The organism is Dietzia sp. HMSC21D01 (assembly GCF_001815995.1).
GTDB lineage: Bacteria > Actinomycetota > Actinomycetes > Mycobacteriales > Mycobacteriaceae > Dietzia > Dietzia cinnamea.
In genome coordinates, this window is sequence record NZ_KV823645.1 from 1,023 (window position 1) to 5,763 (window position 4,741).

At 71.3% G+C, this 4,741-nt stretch carries 4 protein-coding genes and 2 tRNA genes; 1 reads left to right on the forward strand and 5 read right to left on the reverse strand.

Annotated features, from left to right (window positions below; translation table 11 throughout):
* Positions 1-83: 83 nt before the first annotated feature.
* The 3 genes from HMPREF3086_RS01175 to gltX form a co-directional block, all read right to left on the reverse strand.
* Positions 84-156 (reverse strand) — tRNA-Glu (locus HMPREF3086_RS01175).
* Positions 157-209: 53 nt separating this feature from the next.
* A tRNA-Gln gene (locus HMPREF3086_RS01180) sits at positions 210-281 on the reverse strand.
* A 151-nt stretch (positions 282-432) separates the two neighbouring features.
* Positions 433-1,917, reverse strand: coding sequence for a glutamate--tRNA ligase (gene gltX, locus HMPREF3086_RS01185; protein WP_061227790.1), 1,485 nt, complete (start codon positions 1,915-1,917; stop codon positions 433-435).
* 128 nt (positions 1,918-2,045) lie between these two features.
* Between gltX and HMPREF3086_RS01190 the strand changes: the two genes are divergently transcribed.
* Complete coding sequence (locus HMPREF3086_RS01190) at positions 2,046-3,176, forward strand: isochorismate synthase (protein WP_070719752.1); 1,131 nt, start codon at positions 2,046-2,048, stop codon at positions 3,174-3,176.
* A 69-nt stretch (positions 3,177-3,245) separates the two neighbouring features.
* Here the strand turns inward: HMPREF3086_RS01190 and HMPREF3086_RS01195 are convergent, their stop codons facing one another.
* Complete coding sequence (locus HMPREF3086_RS01195; RefSeq protein ID WP_070719753.1) at positions 3,246-4,040, reverse strand: fumarylacetoacetate hydrolase family protein; 795 nt, start codon at positions 4,038-4,040, stop codon at positions 3,246-3,248.
* A 9-nt stretch (positions 4,041-4,049) separates the two neighbouring features.
* On the reverse strand, positions 4,050-4,741 hold a 692-nt coding region (locus tag HMPREF3086_RS01200; protein ID WP_246830843.1), incomplete at its 5' end, for an exonuclease domain-containing protein.

Sequence of the window (4,741 nt, forward strand, 5' to 3'; positions counted from 1 at the left end):
GAGGCGGGCGCCCGCCTCGAGCTGAGCGATGCCCGAAATGCGGAAGACGCCCGGAGCGATGTGCTCCGGGCGTCGTCACGGTGTACCCCCGATGGGATTCGAACCCACGCTACCGCCGTGAGAGGGCGGCGTCCTAGGCCGCTAGACGACGGGGGCTAGGACACGGATCCACAGGGGATCCGCTGTGAGCACTCGCGTGGAGCACTCCGCTGGCCTACCAGGACTCGAACCTAGAACGGCTGAACCAGAATCAGCTGTGTTGCCAATTACACCATAGGCCACTATTTTCACTTCTCCGCCGCTCTTCAGCGACCTCGAAGAGACTACCAAACCTCTGTGGGTGAATAGCAAATCGCCTGGTCAGTGGCCTCGTTTCTTCGACGGCTGGATTCGGCCACGCCCGTCATCCGTCGACGGGCGCGGCCGCTCTCATCAGCCGGCGACCGGTGCCGAGCGGAGACGGGACAGCGTCGCCTCACGGCCGAGCAGCTCGATGGACTCGAACAGCGGGGGCGAGATGTGCGAACCCGTCACCGCCACCCGGACCGGGCCGTAGGCCTTGCGCGGCTTGATGCCCAGGCCGTCCACCAGGGCCCCGGACAGCGCGGCCTCGATGGCGGGCGCCGTCCACTTCTCGAGAGAGCCGAGGGCGGCGATCGCCGCGTCGACGACCTCACGCGACCCGGGCTTGAGGTTCTTGGCCGCGGACTGCGGGTCCACCGTGAACTCCGACTCGTCCACCAGCAGGAAGCGGATCAGCTTCCAGGCGTCCGACAGAACCACGATGCGGGTCTGTAGCAACTCCGCCACGACCGCCCACCGTTGCTGGTCGAAGTCCTCCGGCAGCGTCAGTCCGTCCTGGGCCGGGTGGGCGACGAGGTACTCGCGCAGACGCCGTGCGAACTCGTCGGTCGGCAGCTGCCGGATGTGCTCGGCGTTGATCGCGTCGGCCTTCTTCTGGTCGAAGCGGGCCGGGTTCGCGTTGACCTGCCGGACGTCGAAGGCGTCGACCATCTCCTGGAGTGAGAACACGTCGCGGTCCTCTGACAGGCCCCACCCGAGCAGCGCCAGGTAATTGAGCAGGCCCTCGGGCAGCATGCCTCGGTCCCGGTGCAGGAAGAGGTCCGACTCGGGGTCGCGTTTCGAGAGCTTCTTGTTGCCCTCACCCATGACGAACGGCAGGTGACCGAACTCGGGCACACCGTCGGCCACGCCGATGCGCTCGAGGGCGCGGTACAGGGCGATCTGCCGCGGGGTGGAGCTGAGCAGGTCCTCGCCGCGCAGGACGTGCGTGATCTTCATGAGGGCGTCGTCGACGGGGTTGACCAGCGTGTAGAGCGGGATCCCGTTGGCGCGGGTGAGCGCGAAGTCGGGGACCGTGCCGGCCTTGAAGGTCGTCTCGCCGCGGACGAGGTCGTTCCAGGACAGGTCCTCGTCCGGCATCCGCAGGCGGATCACCGCTCCGCGACCCTCGTCGCGGAAGGCCTGCTTCTGCTCCTCGGTGAGGTCGCGGTCGTACCCGTCGTAGCCGAGCTTGGGGTCGCGTCCGGCCGCCCGGTGCCGGGCCTCTACCTCCTCGGGGGTGGAGAAGGACTCGTAGGCCTCCCCCGCATCGATGAGCCGGCGCACGACGTCGAGGTGCAACTCACGCCGCTCCGACTGGCGGTACGGCGCGTACGGACCGCCGACCTCGGGCCCCTCGTCCCAGTCCAATCCGAGCCACCGCAGCGCGTCGAGGATCGCCTGGTAGGACTCCTCGGAGTCGCGCGCGGCGTCGGTGTCCTCGATCCGGAAGACGAACGTCCCACCCGTGTGCCGGGCGTGCGCCCAGTTGAACAGTGCCGTCCGCACGAGCCCCACGTGGGGTGTGCCGGTGGGCGACGGACAGAAGCGGACGCGGACATCGGAGGCTGTCATGAGGCCCATCCTAGAGACGGTCCCGGCTCGCACCCCCGTCGAGGACCGGCCTAGGATCAGCGGGTACCCGTGGCAGGCGCCTGCAGGACGGCGCCCCACGGACCGAACCGAGTCGAGGGAGGCGAGCCGTGGCGTCAGGGCTCCACCCCGACGTCGGACGACCAGTCACAGCCCCGGACTTCCTGCTCTCGCGGCCGACCGGCTCGCTGCGCACGCAGGGCGCCCTCGCCGCGTTCACCGATCCCGCCGACGCCGCACTGGCCCTTCGTTCGGGCTCCTGCGGACTCGTAGTGGGTGCGATCGGTTTCGAGCCGGACGCACCGGCCGCGCTCGTGGAGCCCGACGTCGTGGTGCGCACCGACGGCCCGCTCGAGCCGCCTGCGTATTTCCGCGCGATGCGGACCCGCGCCCACATCGCCGAGGAGGTGCCCACGGCGGCAGAGCACCGGGCGCGTGTCGCGACCGCGATCGCGGGCGTGCGCGCCGGTGAATTCGACAAGGTGGTGTTGGCCCGCGCGGTGCGACTAGCGGCGGACGAGCCGATCGATCCCCACGCGGTGTGCGCCGCCCTCATCGACTCGAGCCCCTCGGCCGACGGGTATCTCGTCGACCTCTCCCCCGCCGGCGGTCGCTACTCGGGCCGCGTCCTGGTGGGTTCCAGTCCCGAATTGCTCGTCCGTCGCCGGGGTGACCTGGTGGAGTGCCACCCGTTGGCCGGATCCGCGCCCCGTTCCGCTGACCCCGCCGCCGACCAGGCCGCGGGCCGCGCGCTGCGGGCCTCCGGGAAGGATGCCTCCGAGCACGCCTTCGTCGTGGACTCGCTGGCCCGGTCACTCGGGCCGGTGTGCACCGACCTGGAGATCCCCGAGCACCCTTCGTTGACGTCGACCCGGGAGATGTGGCACCTCGGGACCCGGATCCGGGGGCGCATCGCCGACCCCAGGACCACCGCTCTGGACCTGGCCCTGGCCGTCCACCCCACCCCCGCGGTGTGCGGCACGCCGACGGACGCGGCCCGCCGCCTCATCGCGGGGATCGAGGGCGACCGGGGGTTCTACGCAGGTGCGGTCGGGTGGTCCGACGCCGGCGGTGACGGCGACTGGATGGTCACCATCAGGTGCGTCGAGATCGACGCGGACCGTGCCGGAGCCGTCGCCTGGGCCGGGGGCGGGCTCGTGGCCGACTCCGAGCCCGACGACGAGGTCGCCGAGACCGGGGCCAAGCTGCGGACCGTCCTGAGGGCGGTCGGCGCCGCGTAGGCCGCCGGGGCGGAGCCCGGCCGATGCCGCATGGGCCGCCGGGGCGGAGCCTGGCGGCACGCGTGGTGGCTACCTGTCGACGACCGGGTTGGTCAACGCGCCGATGCCCTCGATCTCCACGGTGACGCGGTCACCGGGCAGCATCGGCCCGACGCCGGCCGGGGTGCCGGTGAGGATGACGTCCCCGGGCAGCAGGGTCATGACCCGGCTGACATACTCGATGATCTCACCGACGGTGTGCATGAACTGCGAGGTGTTGCCGTCCTGGCGCAGCTCACTGGTCCCGTCCTCGTGCGTGACGGTGGTGCGGACGTCGAGACCGTTGGGGTCGAGGTCGGTGACGATCCACGGACCGAGCGGGCAGAAGGTGTCGTAGCCCTTGCCCCGCGTCCACTGTCCGTCGGAGAGCTGCTGGTCGCGCGCGGTGACGTCGTTCGCGCAGGTGTAGCCCAGGATGACCTCGTGCGCGCGGGCGGCGGCGACGTCGCGGCACGGCTGCCCGATCACGACGGCGAGCTCGCCCTCGTGGTCGACCCGCTCGGAGCTCGGCGGGTACGCGATGGCGGCCTCGGGGCCGACGACCGAGGTGTTGGGCTTGAGGAAGATCAGCGGCTCCGCGGGGGCCTGCGAGCCCATCTCCTCGGCGTGGTCGGCATAGTTCTTGCCGACGCACACGATCTTCGACGCCAGGATGGGCGCGAGGAGACGCACGTCGGCCAACGGCCACTCCCGGCCGGTGAACTCGGGGGTACCGAACGGGTGCTCGGAGATCTCGGCACAGGTCAGCGAGGAGGGGTCGGCGATGTCCCCACGGACCTCGACGAAGGCGAACCCCTGCGGATGGGCGATACGGGCGAGACGCATACCGCGATCCTAGGGCGTACGGAGGTCACGTAGGACGCGCGCCCCACGGTCGCGGAGCTCGGCCACCTGGGCGAGGTAGAGCTCGGCGCAGGCGAGCGCGTCGACGGCCGCGTCGTGCGCGCGGTACCGGGGAAGTCCGTAGCGTCCCCGGGCACCCCACAGGCGCAGCTCGTCTGGCGACGGATCCGCCGTGAACCCCATGCCGATCCCTCCGCCGAGGATCCGTCGCTGCAACTCGAGTGTGTCGACGGCCTTCAGCGGCGGGCGTACCCCGTACACGCGCCGACACAGCACGCCGAGGAAGTCCACCTCGATCGTGCTGTAGTGCGCAAGCAGGACGCGTCCGGTCAGGGCGGTGAGCACCCGGTCGAGCACCTCCGCGACCCCGGACCCGTGCGCCACATCGTCGTCGGTGAGGCCGTGCACGGTGGCGCTCTGGCCCACCCCGCCGTCGTCCCCCGACCGGCCGTCCGACCGCAGCACCATCGAGCCTGCCCCGCGCAGCACGATCCGGTCCCCGTCGACCGGGACGAATCCCACCGACACGACCCGGTCACGTCGTGGGTCGAGTCCCGTCGTCTCCACGTCCACGGCCAACAACCGCACCTCGTCGAGCGGTGTGGCGGGGCCCGGCGGCGGTGTCCGCAGGAAGGCGCCGAGCGGGCCGTCGGGCACCCGACGCGCCGCGCGCCGCCGGCGGG

Coding starts and splice junctions, on each gene's coding strand:
- gltX (WP_061227790.1), bottom strand. CDS start 1,917: ATGACAGCCTCCGATGTCCGCGTCCGCTTCTGTCCGTCGCCCACCGGC.
- HMPREF3086_RS01195 (WP_070719753.1), bottom strand. CDS start 4,040: ATGCGTCTCGCCCGTATCGCCCATCCGCAGGGGTTCGCCTTCGTCGAG.